The sequence below is a fragment of the Nisaea sp. genome (assembly GCF_017640745.1).
Classification (GTDB): Bacteria; Pseudomonadota; Alphaproteobacteria; order Thalassobaculales; family Thalassobaculaceae; genus Nisaea.
The window spans coordinates 109,993-126,395 of sequence record NZ_JAEPQA010000003.1; the positions used below are offsets into that span (position 1 = coordinate 109,993).

Sequence of the window (16,403 nt, forward strand, 5' to 3'; positions counted from 1 at the left end):
AGCTCATGACAGACCTTGCCGCAGGTGTCGCCGCCGCACCCCGTCTCGCGGAGATCGACGTTCCGGGCCGGACCCGTCAGGAACAGGTCTTCGACTGGCTCCTGCGCGGTGCCTTCCTCGTCATGCTGGTCTGGAGCTTCGTGCCGTCGGACATGCACCGGATCGGCGAGGTTCTCACCGGCGGCGGCAATATGGCGATGCTGCTCGGCGACTTCTTCGAGCCGAATTTCCGCTACTGGCGGACCTATCTGGATCTCATGCTGGAGACCGTTCAGATGGCGGTCTGGGGCTCGTTCCTCTCGGTCCTGCTCGCGGTGCCGTTCGGCCTGATGTCCTCGGCCAATCTGGTGCCGGCCTGGCTGCATTTTCCGGTGCGCCGGCTGATGGACGCTTTCCGCGCGATCAACGAACTGGTCTTCGCACTGATCTTCGTCGCGGCCGTCGGGCTCGGCCCGCTCGCGGGCGTGCTGGCCCTGACGATCCACACCACGGGCACGCTGGCGAAGCTTTTCTCGGAGGCGGTGGAGGCGATCGATCCGCGGCCGGTCGAAGGCATCCGCGCAACCGGCTCGTCCCGTCTGCAGGAAATTATCTACGGTGTGATCCCGCAGGTGCTGCCGCTCTGGATCTCGTTCTCGCTCTACCGCTTCGAGGCCAACGTGCGTTCGGCGACGGTGCTCGGGATTGTCGGAGCGGGCGGAATCGGGATGTCGCTTTCTGAAGCGCTGAGGGGCTTCGACTATGCGGCCGGTGCGGCGATCCTGCTGATCATCCTGCTGACGGTATCTCTGTTCGATATTTTCGGCGCGCGGCTGCGCAAGGTGGTGATCGACGGCGAGGAACATATCCGGTTCGCCGGTTATCTCGCCTTTCTGGCCGCGATCGTTATCGGGATTGAAATCGTACTGAGAACAGGGCCTGTTTGACCAAAGGCCGGTGCGAGTAATCTGCTACTTTTACGAGTCCGGGCGCGCAGAGCGAAGCGAGGCTCAGTTCTCCCGGATCCCCCGGCCGAGAAGAATTCCGCCTATCACGGCGACGGCGCACCACGTCAGAAGTACAATCGAAACGGTAGTCATTGTCCGCCTCCTATCCAATGGTGACAGGATAGCGGGTGGGTCAGGTTAACGCAATGTTAACCAATTCTGATTTCGAAAAATAATTTAATACGGTTTTGCCCTGAATCTCGAAAGTTGTGCCGTAGGCCGCGGAACTCAGTCGAGTTCCGCTACCTGGTCGCCTTCAAGCGGGACGTCGAAGGCGTTGATCGTCATCGAGATCAGCGTGTAGTAGCCGAGCACGCCGACGAGATCGATCAGCCGCTTCTGTCCGAGAACCTTGAGCGCCTCCGCATAAAGCGCATCGCCGATCCTGTGGGTTTCGTGCAGGGCCCGCGAGACGTCATAGACAACGCGCTCGTCCTCCTTCTCGAAGGGCGGGGTGCGGCGGTCCCGGATCGCATCCAGGACCGCTTCCGAAATTCCCGCCTTCAGCGCGAAGGGCTTGTGCACCGACCATTCGAACTGCGCGCCCCAGAAGCGCCCCGTCACCATGATCGCAAGTTCGGAGAGCCGCGGTTCGAGCGAGCTGTCGAAGCGGGCGAACTGCCCGAGTTGTTGTGCCTTGTCGGCCAGTGCCGGGCTGTGCAGCCAGATCTTCAGCGGGCCTTCCACCCTGCCGCGCGGACCGTTGAGGATGGCGTCATGGATGGCGCGCTGGGCGTCATCCATGTCTTCGGGCTTGAGGGCGGGAACGCGGGTCATCTCTCACTCCTCAGGCAGCGTCGGCGCAGGGTTTTTCCTTGCGGGCGGCGCCGTCATGGGCGTCGAGCAGCCGTTCGCGCCAGGCCCAGAGCGGGTCGCTCTCAGGGAGAAGCTCGAAAGAGCTGGAGATCCGGGCCCACATCAGGCTGCCAAAGAGCGCATAGTCGGCATAGCTCGGACCGGTGCCGCCGATATAGGGCTGCTTCTCGATCACTGCGCGGGCGGGCGCCAGGGCCTTGTGGAGGTCCGGCAGACGGTCCTCGCGGCCCTTCTGGACCTCTTCCAGAGATTTGCCGAAGCGCGCTTCCCGGGATTCCTTGAAATACGGCTTATCGCGCTCGTCGCAGGCGAGATAGACGTCATGGACGATGAGGCCGGCGATCAGCGGGTTGATCGCCCGGTTTGCCCACTCGTTGACGAACATCGCCGCACCGCGGCCGGCCTCGCCACCGAAGAGGCTCGGAGCGTCCGGGTATTTGTCTTCGAGATAGCAGGCGATGTCCCAGCTGTCGCAGACCACTGTGTCCGCGTCCTGCAGGACAGGGACCAGCTTCTGGCCGCTGAACTCGAGCTTTTCCTTCTCCCCGAAGCGCACATGTTCCACCGTCGCGCCGGCCTCCAGGCCCTTGTGCGCGAGCGCCATGCGGGCGCGCCAGCCGAAGGGGCTGAAGCGGGCACCGTTCTTGGCGGACAGATCGTAGAATGTGATGGCCATGGCGAGGCTCCCTCCCTCTGGGCGTTGTCTTCTTGTCGCGGCGGATCTTGCCCCGCCTTGCATGAGGCAACAAGGTCAGAAGAGGGAAGGCAGCCCTCGTGCGGCGGCACGGGTCTCGATTTCGTCGATTTCCACGTAATCGTGATCGGAAAGGAGCGCGACGTCGTCGATCAGCAGGGCTGCGCGTGCGTCCGCGGCGGCCGGATCGGCGACTGCGCGGGCGAGGCCCCGGCGGATCTTTGCAAGAACCCCGGGAGACGTTCCGACCGGAACGGCATAGGGCAGGCCGGGGGCGTCCGGCGTCCGCGCCAGCACTTCGACTTCCGTGCATTCCTCTGGCGCATGTTTCAGCAGCAGAGCCCAGGTAACGCAGTCGATCGAAGCGGTATCGGCTTCTCCGGACGAGACCAGTGCGACACTCATTCGATGCCCGCCGCTCCGGATCGCATCGCCGAAAAACCCAGGGCCGGCGCCATTTTCGGCAAGCAGTGCGCGGACGGCGCTGACCCCCGACTGCGAATGCGCATTGTTATAGGCGAGACGTTGTCCCCTCAGTGCGCCGAGCGATCTGATCCCGGCGCCGCGCTGGACGATTACAACGCTGCTGTAGCGCGCACCGGTGCAGCCCTCGGCTGCGTAGCAGGGCGTGCCGACGACCGTGAGGGCCCGGCTGTGAAACTTGCGCAGCGGATAGCCGCAGATCTGGGTGAAGAAGAGATCGGGACGCGTCCAGGCGTCGCTCTCTTCGGCAAACCGGGTCCGCTTCTGCGGTATGCCGGCTATCCCCTCGGCCTCGAATCCGCGGGCGAGGGCGGCCCACCATGCGTCGGTCGCCTCCCGGATCTCGGGGAGGTCGTACATGTCGAGAGAGGCGATCATTCAGCTGTGCCTTCGGGAAACGTACGGATCAGTCCGCGGATATAGTCCGGCAGGGCGTGACTTTGCACGACGGCGTCGCGGATCAGCTGGTCGAAATGGCGGGTCAGGGTCCGGATATGCTCCGTCGTGTTGAAGACGAAGAAGCTCTGCCCGAGATAGAGCGAGGCGCGCAGCGGTCCGAAGATCGTCAGCGGTGCGGAATAGACCACGCGCCCGTCGAAGAGATAGATCCGCATGCTCGGATAGAGTTCCTCGTGCAGGCTCAGGATATGTTCGAGTTGAGCCAGCCGGTGGCCCGGCGCGAGTTCGGACCAGATACCTGCGCCGCGGGCGAAATCGTCGAGCGCCTGCCTCGGCATGCAGATCTCGATGTCGGTCTCAGGCCGGCGGGTATAGGCGAGCCGCTCCTCCGTCCGTTCGATCGCACTGTCGCGCTCGAAGGCCTCGACGGCTCCGTGTTCGTAGGCCAGTACCTCCGGCGTCTTCACCTGATCGGGAAGGTTCGCTGGCACATAGCGGATCTTGTAGCCGACGGCTTCGGCATGCCATTCCGCGATATTGCGGTCCGCCGCCGCGCGCGAGGCCTCCGTGATGTGGAGCGAACGCTGCAGGATCTCGGCGCCGAGCTGTTCCTGCTGTGTCAAGCCGAGCAGCCAGTCGAGGCTGACCTGCAGGGCGGCGGCGATGGCGGCCACGGTGTCGGCGCGGGGCAGCCGGTCGTTCTCCGCCGAGAGCAGCTGCGACAGCGTCGAGCGGTCGACGCCGATGCGCTTCGCCAGCCCGGACCGGTTCACTCCGGCGCGCTCCATACTCTCGGCAAGCCGGGTGCGGAAAATCTCTACGGTGTCTCGACGGTCCAAGGGCGTCTCAGGGCAAGAATTCAGCGGTGTTGAAAATTATCACCATAAGAAGCGATTAGTCAACAAATGGGGCAAAAATAGCGCAAACGCCTGTTGTTGCAGTGCGGCGTACGGGCCTAGCGTGGCCGCATGCTTGAAAGATCCTTGAACAGATTGCCTCTCGAAGGGAACGTCACGGCCCGGTGTCTTGGGGGCGAGAGGCGCCCCATACCTCCTGTCGAGTGGCCGACTGTCCTGCTCTGGTTTCTCATTCACGGTCTCTTCGCGGCCGTGACCTATTGGCATGCCGATATGCCGGGATGGCTTCTCCCTTTGGCGGGAGCGTTCCTCGTTGCCTGGCATGCGAGTTACCAGCATGAAGCGATCCACGGTCATCCGACCCGGATCGGCCGGCTCAACGCCTTGCTTGCAGGCCTGCCTCTGATGCTCTGGGTGCCTTACGGGATTTACCGGGACAGTCATCTGAAGCATCACGCGAACGAGTTTCTCACCGACCCGATCGAGGATCCCGAGTCCTTCTATGTGACGCGCGGCCAATGGGCGCTTTATTCGACGCCGCGGCGTCTCCTGCATCGCGCGGTGAACACGCTCGCGGGGCGGCTGGTGATCGGGCCTCTGTTCGTCTCCGCGCTCTTCCTCGGCCGCGAGGCGGCGGCCTTTCTACGCGGCGGAGGCCGCTGGACGGCATGGGGGCTGCATCTCTGCTGCGTCGCGGTGCTGCTGGCCTGGCTCCTGTTGGTCTGCAAGATGCCGCTATTTACCTACATCCTCTGCTTTGCCTATCCGGGGACGGGATTGCTGTTGTTGCGCTCCTTTGCCGAGCACCACGCGGCGCACGAGCCGGACGGCCGGACCGCAATCGTGGAGGCGGAGGCGCCTTTCGCGCTGCTGTTCCTGAACAACAATCTGCATGTCGCCCATCACACGAGGCCCGGACTTCCCTGGTATCGGTTGCCGGAGTACGAGGCGGTCCGGCGCCTCGGCGCTACGTCTGGCGGAGGGTGTGTCTATCAGGGATATCGCGAGATTGCCCGGCGCTGGCTCTTCCGCATGAAGGAAAGCCCGGTGCATCCGTTTCGCTGAATGGATGCACCTGTTATTCGATGCCGGGATTTTCGCGCCGCTTGGCGATAAAGGCTTTCAGTTCCTCGTCGACCGCCGGGTCTATTTTGGGGGCCTCGTAGGCCTCAAGCATGGCGTGGTAGAGCCGGTTCGCCCGTGTCGTCGCGTCCGGGCTGCCGGCTTCCTCCCAGCTCTCGAAATTGCGCCAGTCGGAAAGCAGCGGTTCGTAGAAAGCCGTTTCGTAGCGTTCCAGCGTATGCGCCGTGCCGAAGAAATGGCCGCCCGGACCCACGTCCCGGATGGCGTCGAGGGCGAGCGCCGCATCCGAGACCTCAAGCGGATCGAGGAAGGCGGCCATGCCTTGCAGAAGCTCGAGATCGATGACGAATTTCTCGAAGGACGCGGTGAGCCCGCCTTCGAGCCAGCCCGCCGCATGCATCACCATGTTGGTGTGCCCGAGCATGACCGGCCAGAGCGACATCATCGATTCCCATGCCGCCTGTGCGTCGGGCGCGTTCGAGGCATTGGCGTTGGTCGAGCGGTAGGGCAGGCCGTACCTGCGCGCGAGTTGGCCGCCGACGAAGGCCGCCTTGGCATATTCGGGTGTTCCGAAGGCCGGCGCACCGCTGCGCATGTCCACGTTGGAGGTGAAGCCGCCATAGATCACCGGGGCACCGGGGCGGACCATCTGGGTGAAGGCGATGACGGCGAGGGCTTCGGCATTCTGCTGCGCGAGGGCACCGGCGACGGTGACCGGGCTCATGGCGCCGGCCAGCGTGAAAGGCGTGACGCAGACCGCCTGACCGTAGGTGCTCATTTCCGTCAATCCCTGCAGCATGGGCGTGTCGACGCGGAGCGGCGAGGAGGTGTTGATGATGGTATGCATGCCGGGCCGCGCGGCAATGCTGTCCCGGGTTTCGCCGCGCGCGATGCAGAGCATGTCGATGGCGTCCGAGGGTCTCTGGCGGCCGAGGGAATAGGCGTGATGCACCTTGTCCGAGAGTGTCAGGAAGGAATAATGGCAGTCGAGATGCCGCGTCGCCGGCGGCAGGTCGATCGGCTCGACCGGATAGCCGCCGAACATGTGGACGATGTTCGCGCTCTGGGTGAGCCGGCAGAAATTGTTGAAGTCGGCGTAATTGCCGTCGCGCCGTCCGCCTTCGAGATCGCTGCAGAAGGGCGCGCTGGCGATGCAGCAGAAATTGATGTTGTTCGCGCCGAAGATGATGTCTCGCTCCGGCCGTCCGCCGTAAAGGGTGAATTCGGAAGGCGTCTTGGCGATGTATTCGAGGACCATGTCCGGGTCGAAGCGGACGCGTTCCGATCCTTCGGTCACCTCCGCCCCATGCTGCTTCAGACGCGTTCGGGCAGCCGGATCCAGAAAGTCGATCCCGATCTCGCTCAAGATGCGGAGCGAGGCGGTGTGAATGGCGTCGAGCTGGTCTTCGGAGATCAGTGGCAGCGGTGGGTAAGGCGAGCGGAGATGCCGCCACGGGGCCTGACGGATTCGATTGTCCGCGCTCTCGCCGCCCGGGCGGTTCCGCGTGCGTTCGCGCCGTCTCGTCCGGCCGCGGGCTTCTGCCATTGTGTGCCCTCCTCGTCCTCAAATGATCCCCTTGTTGCCGTAATGGTGCCTCTTTTGGGGCGCCTCTTGTCTAGCGGTGCGGCGACAGAACGTCCGTACTGATCGTCGCTTTTGGGACGAGGGGGTGCACAGGTTCAATGCCGGCGTCGCGGATCGCTCCCCTGGGTGCTCTTTCGTTTTTGTTTATACTTGCGGCGGTTTCGGGCTATACCGGCCCATTCATTGCGGAACCGTGACAAATCAAGAATAAATTAAACGTAATTCTACAAACTTTTGAGCTACTCTGTATTTTGTTAATCGTGGTTAAGAAAATTAGTTAATTGAAATTAATCTTGACTTCGATGTCACCAAATAATATTCTACGAATCCTTTAGTTTTTGTTGGAAAAATCGCCGGGGCGTTGTAGAAACCCGCCACGCTCGGTCTTATGTTTGATTCTTTCGACCGGGCATCAACTTCACTGAAACTGCTAGAGACTGATAATGGCCGCAGCAAAGCAAGCAATGAATGGCAATGACGACCCGAACTTTCGCGTGACCAACAATAACGCGATCGACGTCCATGTCGGGCGCCGGGTCCGGTTGCGCCGCACTCTTCTTGGCATGAGCCAGGAACAGCTGGGTGAGGCGCTGAACATTACCTTTCAGCAGGTCCAGAAGTACGAACGCGGCTCCAACCGGATCAGCGCGTCCCGCCTTTGGGACATCGCGCAGATCCTCGATGTGCCCGTCAGCTTTTTCTTCGACGACATGACGGACGACACCGCCGCCAATTCTCCGCGCAAGGTGCGTGGGGGGTCGGTGACCGCGGAATACGAGGAAAAGCCGAACGATCCGATGGCGCGGCGCGAGACCCTCGAGCTCGTGCGTGCGTACTACAACATCACCAATGTCGGCGTGCGCAAGCGCATCACCGAGATGGTGAAGTCCGTTTCCCAGGCTCTGCCGGGCAACGTCTGACGGTTGTTCCATGGGGCCTTTCGGGGGCCATGGAAGAGTTGATTTGGGGCGGTCCTCGGGACCGCCCTTTTTCTTTGCCGGAGAATGCCGTGCTCAGCCGAGTGCGACCACCGGCTCCATGTTTTTCAGGATCTCGTCCGCGAGGTGGCACTTGATGCGGTGCCCGCCGTCTATCGCACGGCTCTCCGGCAGCTCGGTCTCGCAGCGATTGCCGGGGACTTCGTGCTTGTGCGGGCAACGGGTCTGGAACGGACAGCCGCTCGGCGGGTTCATCGCGGAGGGGATATCTCCGTCGAGCACGATATGTTTCTTTTTCACCTTGGTGTCGGCGATCGGAATCGCAGAAAGCAGGGCTTCCGTATAGGGGTGATAGGGCGGCGCGAAGACTTCCTCGGTCGTGCCCTGTTCGACGATATGGCCGAGATACATGACGATCACCCGGTCCGCGATATAGCGCACCACGGAGAGGTCGTGGCTGATGAACAGCATCGTCGTCCGGGACGAGCGCTGGATATCCATCAGCAGTTCGGTGACCGCCGCCTGCACCGACACGTCGAGCGCCGAGACCGGTTCGTCCGCGACCACCACTTTCGGGGCGCCGGCGAAGGCCCGGGCGACGCCGATCCGCTGTTTCTGTCCCCCGGAGAGCTGACGCGGCATCCGCTTGGCGAATTCGCGCGGAAGCTTCACCAGGTCGAGCAGTTCCAGCATCCGGTTCTCGCGCTCTTTCGGCGTCTTGCCTATGCCGAAGCGCTCCAGCGTGCGGACGATCTGCGAGCCGACCGAGTGGCTTGGGTTCAGCGTGTCGAAGGGGTTCTGGAACACCATCTGGATCGAGCTGATGGTGGTGGTGTCGCGGTCTCCGATATCGGTGCTGCCGATCTCCGTGCTGCCGAGAGAGACCGTGCCCTCCGTTGCCGTCTCAAGGCCAAGCAGGATCTTGGCGAGGGTGGATTTGCCGCAGCCGGACTCGCCGACGATGGCGACGGTCTCCGCTTCGCGCGCATCGAAGGTGATTTCCTCGTTCGCCTTGACCACGCGGGTCTCGCCGCCGCCAAACATCTGGTTTGCCGCGACCTCGTAATATTTTTTCAGGCCGTCGATGCGGAGGATCGTCTCACCCGGTTCCGTTGCCTCGACAGTGTTCTCCTGCTTCAGCGGCGCGTTCCAGTCGATCTCCGAAACCCGGACGCATCTGGAGAAATGTGCGTCGGCCATCCCGGTGTCGATCATTCTGATATCGCCCGCATCGCACTTGCCGGCTTGGAAATACGAACAGCGCGGGCCGAAATTGCAGCCGTCCGGACGTTCGTGCGGCAGCGGCAACTGGCCGGGAATGGCGACCAGCGGTTGCGCGTACTTGTCGGCGCCAGGCAGCGGGATCGAGCGGAACAGGCCCTGGGTATAGGGATGCCGCATCCGGTCGAAAACGTCCTTCACGCTCCCTGTTTCCACGGCCTCTCCCGAATACATGACCGTGATCCGGTCGCAGGTCTCGAGGATCAGGCCGAGATTGTGCGAGATGAACAGCATCGAGGTGCCGAAGCGCTGGCCGAGTTCCTTCACCAGTTCGACGATCCCGGCCTCGACGGTGACGTCGAGCGCGGTGGTCGGCTCGTCCATCAGCAGCAGGGCCGGTTTCGAGAGTAGCGCCATGGCGATGACGATCCGCTGCTGCTGCCCGCCCGAGAGCTGGTGCGGATAGGAATCCATCATCCGCTCCGGGTCCGGCAGGCGGACCGCCTGCAGCATCTCCAGCGCCTGGTCGTAGGCTTCGTCGACCGAGGCGTTCGCATGCAGCATCGGCACTTCCATGAGCTGCCGGCCGACCCGCATCGCGGGGTTCAGGCTCGCCATCGGCTCCTGATACACCATGGCGATCTCGGAGCCGCGGATCTTGCGCAGCTCCTTCTCGCTCATCGTGGTCAGCTCGCGTCCCTTGAACTTGATCGAGCCGGCGGTGATTTTTCCGCGGTTCGAGAGGTCGCGCATGATGCCGAGGGCGACGGTGGACTTGCCGCAGCCGGACTCGCCGACTAGCCCCATCGCCTCGCCGGGCATCACCTTGCAGGAGAAATCCATCACCGCCGGGATCTCTCCGGCACGGACGAAGAAGGAGATCGAGAGGTTCGAGATCTCGAGGATCGGTTCGGTCATCTCCGTTTCCTCCTCAATCTTTCAGCGACTGCTCGCGCAGTCCGTCGGCCAGGAGATTGAGGCCGAGGACGAACATGGCGAGCGCCAGGGTCGGGGGCAGGGCGATGGTCGGCACGATCCGGATGAAAGCGCGGGTCTGGTTGATCATCGATCCCCAGTCCGGGCTCTCGGGCGCCAGGCCGAGGCCGAAGAAGCCGAGGGTGCCGAGCAGGATCGTCGTGTATCCGATCCGCAGGCAGGCATCGACGATCAGCGGCCCGCGGGCATTCGGCAGAATCTCCCAGAGCATGATGTACCAAGCGTTCTCGCCGCGTGTTTGGGCCGCCGCCACATAATCCCGCGTCTTGATGTCCATGGTGATGCCGCGGACGATGCGGAACACCGTCGGCGAATTCACAAAGACGACGGAAGCGAAAATGTTCAGCTCGTTCGGCGCCAGCGTGATGATGCCGAGCGGATCGGCATTGAAGACCAGTCCGGAATAGAGCCAGCCGCCGACCAGAAATGTCCCGGCCAACTGTACGGCAAGAAGGCCCGGCCGTGTCGCGTAGCGGCTGTAGAACAGGACGCCGAAGAAGATGATCGGGAAGATGAAGAAGAACCCCGCCATGGCGATCGGGATCGGGGTCTCGCGGATGCCCGGGGTCACCAGCAGGTAGAACAGCAGGATCACCGGGAAGGCGAGCACCAGGTTCGCGAGGAACGACATGAACGCATCGATCTTGCCGCCGTAATAGCCGGCCGGAAGACCGATGGTGATGCCGACGATGAAGGCGAAGAGCGTCGCCGCCGGCGCGATCACCAGGACGAAGCGGGAGCCGTGGACCATCCGGCTGAACAGGTCGCGGCCGAGATTGTCGGCCCCGAACAGCAGTGCCTGGCCGGTTTCGGCATCGATCACGCCCGGCGCCTTGCGCTTCAGCATGGCGAACTGCTGCAGCGGATCGAACACCGCGACGATATCCGCGAAGATCGCCGTCAGGATCCAGAACAGCACGATGACGAGCCCGACCATGCCGATCCGGCTATCGAATAGGCGGCCGTAGAGGCTGAGGCTTCGGCGGAAGTGATAGCTGGCGCCGAGGATCACGGCGAGGGAGAGCCAGACCGGCCAGAAGCGGGCGATGACAGTCGCCCAGATATCGAAGAAACCGATATATTCCAACATGTTGTCTCTCCCGCTCAGCTTACGCGGATGCGCGGGTTGAGATAGGCGTACCCGATATCGGAAATGAGCTGTGTCAGCAGCACGACGACGACGGAGACCAGCGAGCAGCTGAGCAGCAGGTCAATGTCGTTGTTGTCGGCGGCTTCCACCAGGGTCCATCCGAAGCCCTTGTAGTTGAAGAGCTTCTCGACGATGACGACGCCGGTGAGCAGCCAGGGGAACTGCAGCATGATCACGGTGAAAGGAGCGATCAGCGCGTTCCTGAGCGCGTGGCGTAGGACCTGGGCGCGGAAGGAGAGGCCTTTGAGCCGCGCGGTGCGGATATACTGCGCGGTCATCACCTCGGCCATGGAAGCCCGGGTCATGCGCGCGATATAGCCCATGCCGTAGATCGCCATTGTCATGACGGGCAGGGCGAAATTGTTGAAATCGATGCCGCCGGCCTTGGAGACGCCCTTCAGGACGCCAAGCCAGGAGGCGAACAGAACGGTAAACAGGATGCCGGAGACATATTCCGGCGTTGCCGTCGAGGCGATGGAGACGACGGAAAGACTTCGGTCCGTCTTCGAGCCCTCGCGCATGCCTGCGAGCACGCCGATGAGCAGAGCCGTCGGGACCATGGTGATCATGACCCAGAACATCAGCGTGCCGGTATAGCCGATACGCGGCCCCAGAACTTCGTCGACCGGCTTGCGGAAGCGCGTTGACTGGCCGAAATCGCCGGTCGCCGCATTGCCGATCCATTCCGCATAACGTTCCAGCAGGGGGCGTCTGTAGCCTTCTTTTTCCAGCCAGCTCTCGACCGCTTCTTCGGTCATGCGGTTGTTGTTCTGTTCGAGCGCGAGTTTCTTAAGGTTCGGCTCGAGATTGACCAGATAGAACACCACGAGCGTCAAGCAGATCATCGTCACGATCATGACCGCCAGACGTCTCAGAATGAATTGCAGCATATCGCCCCCAACTGCGTCGTGCGGGCGGGCTCTTGCGGGCCCTTAGAGTCTTCCTTGCGGGAAGTTGAAAGGCCGCCCCGCGTTGCAAAGGACGGCCCTTGCCGTGGATCAGGCGTCCAGCCAGACCTCGTTGAAATGCATCTCGAAGGTCGGATGCATGGTGTCGCCCTGGACCTCTTCGGTCATGTGCTTGTAGAGCGAGCGCCAGTACGGCTGGATGATGATGCCGGAGTCCTGGAGGATCTTCTCCAGTTCCGCCATGACCTCGCGGCGCTTATCGGCGTCGGCGATGGCCAGAGCCTGGTCGAGCTTCTTGTCGAATTCCTCGTTCGACCAGCCGGCCTCGTTCCAGGCCTCGCCTGAGCGGTAGGCCAGCGCCAGGACCTGCACGCCGAGCGGGCGCATGTTCCAGTTCGTGGTCGAGAACGGATATTTCGTCCAGTTGTTCCAGAACGAGCTCGACGGGATGATCGTTCGCTTGATCATGATTCCCGCGTCGCGGATCTGGGCGGCGATGGCGTCGGTGGTGTTCTTGCGCCAGTCGTCGTCGATCGAGATCAGCTCGTGCTCGAAATCGGCTGCACCGGCATCCGCGAGAAGCTTCTTCGCCGCATCCGGATCGCGCTTGATCGGCGGAAGTTTGGCATATTCCGGATGCATCGGACCGACATGGTGGTTCTCGGCCGGGGTGCCTGCATTACCGTAGCCGATCTGCAGCACCACCGAATTGTCGACGGCGAGCTGCAGGGCCTGACGGACGCGCTGGTCGTCATAGGGCTTGTTGGCCACGTTCATGCGGGCAACGATGGTGGCCGCCGTGACCGCCTCGGATTTCTTCAGGTCGAGGCTGTCGAGAATCTCGACGAAATCGGCCGTGGTCTGATAGTTGGTGTGAACGTCGCCAGCCTCGAACGCGGCAACTTCCGCCGCCGGATCGGTGCCGTAGTCGGTCCACTCGATGGCGTCGAGATAGGCCTCGCCGCCCCACCATTTGCCGTCCTTGCGGCGCACGCATCGGGCGGTCACGCCGACTTCGAGATTGTCGAGTTCGAACGCGCCGGTACCGATCGGGTTCTTGGAAAGATCGGCGCCGTTCTTGTCGAAGTCACGGTGCACGATCAGCGCCGGGTAATCGGCCATGCCCGGAATGATGCTGATGTCCGGTTTCGGCAGGGTGAGCTTGACCGTATGACTGTCGACCTTGGTGATCGCACCCGCGAGCGCCTTGTTGGTGTTCGCGTCGATCAGGGTCGCCATGCGGCCGGCCATCGAGTTGCCTTCGACTTCCTTCTCGCACCAGCGATTGATGTTGTAGACGACGTCGTCCGCGTTGAACTCGTCGCCGTTGTTCCAGGTGACGCCCTTACGGACCTTCAGGATATATTCGGTCGCGTCCGCATTGACCTCCCAGCCCTCGAGCAGTGCCGGTTCGAAGGTGTAGCTCGAGGTGTAGGAGACGAGGTTCTCGCAGAACTGGCGTGCGACGTTGCCCATTTCGGACCAGTCAAAGATCCGCGGATCAACCACTCGGCGAACACTCATAGAAACCTTGAGCGTTCCGCCCTTCTTGGGGGTGCCCTGCGCTTTCGCCGGAGCGCTCAGGCCGAGCATGCCGTAGGCCGTCGCCGTGGTGGCGCCGAACGCACTTGCAAGCGCGAGGAATTCGCGCCGGTCCATCTTCCCGGCCTTGGTCTCGGCGGCCCAGGCGCTGACTGCGCTGTTCAGCGGCCGCCCAGCGCGATCTTTCAAATCCCTGTTCATTCCAAGTCTCCCTGTTTTTCTGGCGCGTGTTCCAATCTGGCTCGCCCGGATCATAATGCCCTGATTGCGACAGCTAAAGTGTCGTTTTCAGAACATTCTGGCGAAAGATGAAACATGACGTCGCCACGAATGTTCAGAAAATCGTGAACATTCAGACTGGCATTTCGCCTCCGAAGCAGTTCCCTGATAATCGAACGCAAGATGCGGGCTTTGTTGGTTACGTATTATCCCCGCCCGTTCGATTTGATACGCAGAAATTCTTCTTTCCGAACAGCGACTGTATTCACTTGAACATGCCGCCCGGACGCTGCGTTTCATTCAATGTCACTCATCATGGGCAACCGGCAAAGCGGATGTCAAAGATTTTATCGGACAGCGATTTTTCGGGATGCGGACGGTCTTCGGGGCTGATATCGAAAGAGGAATCCTGTTCCAGGGAACTGTTCAAAAAAGGACATTCGATGCGCGTTGAAGACGCTCAGAGGGAAGACATGGCCGTTCTTCGGTTGCTGAACGAGGCGGAGGTGCCGCACGTCAACAGCGTCGATCTCGACGGCTTCGCCGGGTTCCTGAAGGCGGCGGATTACTTCCGGGTGGCTCGGGACGGCGATGCAGTCATGGGATTCCTGATCGGATATCTGCCCGGGCGCCCCTATGACAGCCTCAACTATCGCTGGTTTGACGCCCGGTACACGTCCTTCCTTTATGTCGACCGGATCGTGGTGTCGCCCGACGCGCGCGGCCGCGGCGTCGGGCGCCGGCTCTACGACGATTTCACCGGTTTCGCCGCCGGTCGGGCCGACCGTTTGACCTGCGAGGTGAATGTCCGGCCGCCAAACGACGCCTCAATGCGGTTTCACCGCAATTACGGTTTCGAGGAGGTCGGGCGCCAGGAAACGGAAGGCGGCACGAAGGAGGTGTCGCTAATGGTAAAGCTACTGGGACAGTGGGCCGACGATCAGAACCACGCGTAGGGGTCCTTGATGTCCTGATCGTTGGAGTGACGGATCCAGCCCTTGATCACACGGTAGACGAACCAGAGCCAGCCAAGACCGCCGACGAGCCAGGCGAGGGGAATGAGGACGAAGGTCGCGGTAAAGGCCGCGGCCAGCACGATGGCAATCAGCTGGATCCAGAAAGTCCGGATCTGCCACGTGATGTGCCCCGTGAGCGGCGTGCCTTCGAGATCCGACCGTTTCAGATAGGCGAGGATCACGCCGAGCACCGAGGGAACGCCGAAGACGATCGCGGCGCCATAGAGGCCGTAGACGATGTGAACAGCGAGCCGGTCGTTCTCCGAGAGCCCGAGCGAGAAGGGGAGAACTCTCGGCCGGGTCACCTCCCGCCCGCTGTTCGAATTCGTATCGGCCATGTGCAATCCTGTTCCTTTGCGGCGTCGCTTGCCGCCTTCTAGTTTGGCATGTCACCGTAACCATTCAATAGGCGTGCTCGCCGTCTTCCCGGGGGAACAGCAAATGACAGCAAACGAAATCGTGGCGCCGGCCGTCGATCTCTACAGCGATACGGTTTCGCGTCCGACCGCCGCGATGCGCCGGGCGATGGCCGAAGCGGAGGTCGGCAACGAGCAAGCGATGGAGGACCCGACGGTCAACCGGCTCTGTGCGCGGGTGGCGGAATTGCTCGGCAAGGAAGCGGCCGTATTTCTGCCTTCGGGCACGATGTGCAACGAGATCGCCTACCGGGTCTGGGTCGACCGGGGCGAGGAGATCGTCCTCGACGAGAGCGCCCATGCGCTGCATTTCGAGGCCGGCGGTCCGGCGGCACTCGCCGGGGCCATGGTGCGGACCGTCAGGGGCAGGCGCGGCATCTTCACCGCCGCCGATCTCGAGACGGTGATCCGTGTTCCGCGCGGCCATCACGGCCAGCGCCAGCGTCTGGTCAATATCGAGAACACCGCCAATCTCGGTGGTGGTGCGGTCTGGCCGCTGGAGACGGTGAAGGAGGTCGCCGATTGCGCCCGCAGCCACGGCCTGAAGGTCCATATGGACGGTGCGCGCCTGCTCAATGCGGTGGTGGCGTCCGGAACCCCGGCCTCCTCATACGGTGCGCTCTGCGACTCCCTCTGGATCGATCTTTCCAAGGGGCTCGGCTGCCCGGTCGGCGGCGTGCTCGCTGGCAGTGCGGAGTTCATCGAGCGGAGCTGGCTTTTCAAGCACCAGTTCGGCGGGGCGATGCGGCAGGCCGGCATCATTGCGGCCGCCGGAGTCCACGCACTCGACCATCACATAGAGCGGCTTGCAGAAGACCATGCAAACGCCCGCTCCCTCGCCGAGGGGATTTCCGCGATCGAGGGGCTGAGCGTGGAGCTTTCGGAGATCGAGACGAACATGGTCTATTTCGACGTGACGACGCCGGCCTTCGATGCGGCCGGACTTTCGGAGCGGCTCATGCGGCAGCACCGGGTCCGCATCGGGGCGATGGGGCCGCGGCGGATGCGCGCCGTCACGCATATCGATGTCGACCGGAGCGGAATCGAGACGGCGCTGGCTGCGCTGAAAGCGGTGATGGCGGCGGCTTGAGGGC

General features: G+C 62.5%; 15 protein-coding genes. 5 read left to right on the top strand and 10 right to left on the bottom strand.

All coding sequences use genetic code 11. From position 1 onward, the window contains the following. The first annotated feature begins 5 nt into the window (after nt 1-5). Nucleotides 6-926, top strand: coding sequence for a phosphonate ABC transporter, permease protein PhnE (gene phnE / locus JJ959_RS03690; RefSeq protein ID WP_292879918.1), 921 nt, complete (start codon nt 6-8; stop codon nt 924-926). Between the two features lie 288 nt (nt 927-1,214). On the opposite strand, the gene JJ959_RS03695 is transcribed toward phnE, so the two are convergent. The 4 genes from JJ959_RS03695 to JJ959_RS03710 all read right to left on the bottom strand — a co-directional run bounded on the left by JJ959_RS03695 (nt 1,215) and on the right by JJ959_RS03710 (nt 4,217). Beyond that, nucleotides 1,215-1,763, bottom strand: a complete 549-nt coding sequence (locus JJ959_RS03695) for a carboxymuconolactone decarboxylase family protein (protein ID WP_292879919.1) — start codon at nt 1,761-1,763, stop codon at nt 1,215-1,217. 10 nt (nt 1,764-1,773) lie between these two features. Beyond that, nucleotides 1,774-2,478, bottom strand: coding sequence for a glutathione S-transferase N-terminal domain-containing protein (locus JJ959_RS03700; RefSeq protein ID WP_292879920.1), 705 nt, complete (start codon nt 2,476-2,478; stop codon nt 1,774-1,776). Between the two features lie 75 nt (nt 2,479-2,553). Beyond that, nucleotides 2,554-3,357 carry a PhnD/SsuA/transferrin family substrate-binding protein gene (locus tag JJ959_RS03705; RefSeq protein WP_292879921.1) on the bottom strand — a complete coding sequence of 268 codons (804 nt, stop codon included), beginning with the start codon at nt 3,355-3,357 and terminating at the stop codon, nt 2,554-2,556. After that, nucleotides 3,354-4,217, bottom strand: coding sequence for a helix-turn-helix transcriptional regulator (locus tag JJ959_RS03710; protein WP_292879922.1), 864 nt, complete (start codon nt 4,215-4,217; stop codon nt 3,354-3,356). Before JJ959_RS03710 ends, JJ959_RS03705 begins: the two co-directional genes overlap by 4 nt. Nucleotides 4,218-4,508: 291 nt before the next feature. Between JJ959_RS03710 and JJ959_RS03715 the strand changes: the two genes are divergently transcribed. After that, nucleotides 4,509-5,300 carry a fatty acid desaturase gene (locus JJ959_RS03715; protein WP_292879923.1) on the top strand — a complete coding sequence of 264 codons (792 nt, stop codon included), beginning with the start codon at nt 4,509-4,511 and terminating at the stop codon, nt 5,298-5,300. Between the two features lie 13 nt (nt 5,301-5,313). Here JJ959_RS03715 and JJ959_RS03720 read toward each other — a convergent pair whose 3' ends face one another. Next, nucleotides 5,314-6,864, bottom strand: a complete 1,551-nt coding sequence (locus JJ959_RS03720) for a trimethylamine methyltransferase family protein (RefSeq protein ID WP_292879924.1) — start codon at nt 6,862-6,864, stop codon at nt 5,314-5,316. 503 nt (nt 6,865-7,367) lie between these two features. Here JJ959_RS03720 and JJ959_RS03725 point away from each other — a divergent pair. Then, the gene (locus tag JJ959_RS03725; RefSeq protein WP_193180417.1) at nt 7,368-7,823 is read left to right on the top strand and encodes a helix-turn-helix transcriptional regulator; all 456 of its coding nucleotides are present in this window, start codon (nt 7,368-7,370) and stop codon (nt 7,821-7,823) included. Nucleotides 7,824-7,916: 93 nt separating this feature from the next. Here the strand turns inward: JJ959_RS03725 and JJ959_RS03730 are convergent, their stop codons facing one another. From JJ959_RS03730 to JJ959_RS03745, 4 genes are all read right to left on the bottom strand, one after another. After that, nucleotides 7,917-9,980, bottom strand: a complete 2,064-nt coding sequence (locus tag JJ959_RS03730; protein WP_292879925.1) for an ABC transporter ATP-binding protein — start codon at nt 9,978-9,980, stop codon at nt 7,917-7,919. 13 nt (nt 9,981-9,993) lie between these two features. Further along, nucleotides 9,994-11,148: an ABC transporter permease gene (locus JJ959_RS03735; RefSeq protein WP_292879926.1), complete on the bottom strand. Its 1,155-nt coding sequence runs from the start codon at nt 11,146-11,148 to the stop codon at nt 9,994-9,996. 14 nt (nt 11,149-11,162) lie between these two features. Then, nucleotides 11,163-12,098 carry an ABC transporter permease gene (locus JJ959_RS03740; protein WP_292879927.1) on the bottom strand — a complete coding sequence of 312 codons (936 nt, stop codon included), beginning with the start codon at nt 12,096-12,098 and terminating at the stop codon, nt 11,163-11,165. Between the two features lie 108 nt (nt 12,099-12,206). After that, nucleotides 12,207-13,859 (bottom strand): ABC transporter substrate-binding protein, encoded by a 1,653-nt coding sequence (locus JJ959_RS03745; RefSeq protein ID WP_292879928.1) that lies wholly within the window; start codon nt 13,857-13,859, stop codon nt 12,207-12,209. A gap of 491 nt (nt 13,860-14,350) precedes the next feature. Here JJ959_RS03745 and JJ959_RS03750 point away from each other — a divergent pair, with 491 nt between their 5' ends. Then, nucleotides 14,351-14,833 (top strand): GNAT family N-acetyltransferase, encoded by a 483-nt coding sequence (locus JJ959_RS03750; protein ID WP_292879929.1) that lies wholly within the window; start codon nt 14,351-14,353, stop codon nt 14,831-14,833. Here JJ959_RS03750 and JJ959_RS03755 read toward each other — a convergent pair. After that, entirely contained in the window at nt 14,818-15,231 is a 414-nt protein-coding gene (locus JJ959_RS03755) for a hypothetical protein (RefSeq protein ID WP_292879930.1), read from the bottom strand. The genes JJ959_RS03750 and JJ959_RS03755 overlap by 16 nt on opposite strands. Nucleotides 15,232-15,334: 103 nt before the next feature. On the opposite strand from JJ959_RS03755, the gene JJ959_RS03760 reads away from it, so the two are divergent. Continuing rightward, a complete protein-coding gene (locus tag JJ959_RS03760; protein WP_292879931.1) occupies nt 15,335-16,399 on the top strand; it encodes a GntG family PLP-dependent aldolase in 1,065 nt (354 codons plus the stop codon). Nucleotides 16,400-16,403 lie beyond the last annotated feature (4 nt).